The sequence below is a fragment of the Pseudomonas sp. 2822-15 genome (assembly GCF_002742515.1).
Taxonomy (GTDB): domain Bacteria; phylum Pseudomonadota; class Gammaproteobacteria; order Pseudomonadales; family Pseudomonadaceae; genus Aquipseudomonas; species Aquipseudomonas salomonii.
In genome coordinates this window covers 1-284 of record NZ_LJRY01000277.1, presented here as the reverse complement: position 1 = coordinate 284, position 284 = coordinate 1, and the positions used below count along the sequence as shown (strand labels likewise).

At 35.2% G+C, this 284-nt stretch carries 1 protein-coding gene; it reads right to left on the bottom strand.

What is annotated here, in order from left to right; all coding sequences use genetic code 11:
* The coding region (locus tag AOA59_RS27635; RefSeq protein ID WP_143522828.1) for a SprT family protein at positions 1-284 on the bottom strand (284 nt) is incomplete at both ends.

Genomic DNA, 284 nt, shown 5'->3' with positions numbered 1-284 from the left:
CTTTGTACATCGATACACATGTACTTTTGTCTGCTTAGTTTTCATACCAGGCAGCGTTTGACAATGTCGCGCTCCTCCCACTTCCTTCAATAAATATTTAAAATCATTATCTTTATGCTTGTAGCCTCTCCCTTCAAGATGGAGGTGATAATGACATAGTTCATGTTTAATAATTTGCGTCAATTCTTTTTCACCAAAGTACTCTAGATGTTTAGGGTTAATTTCAATATGATGATCTAATAAAGAATATCTCCCACCTGTAGTCCGTAAACGAGGATTAAAAT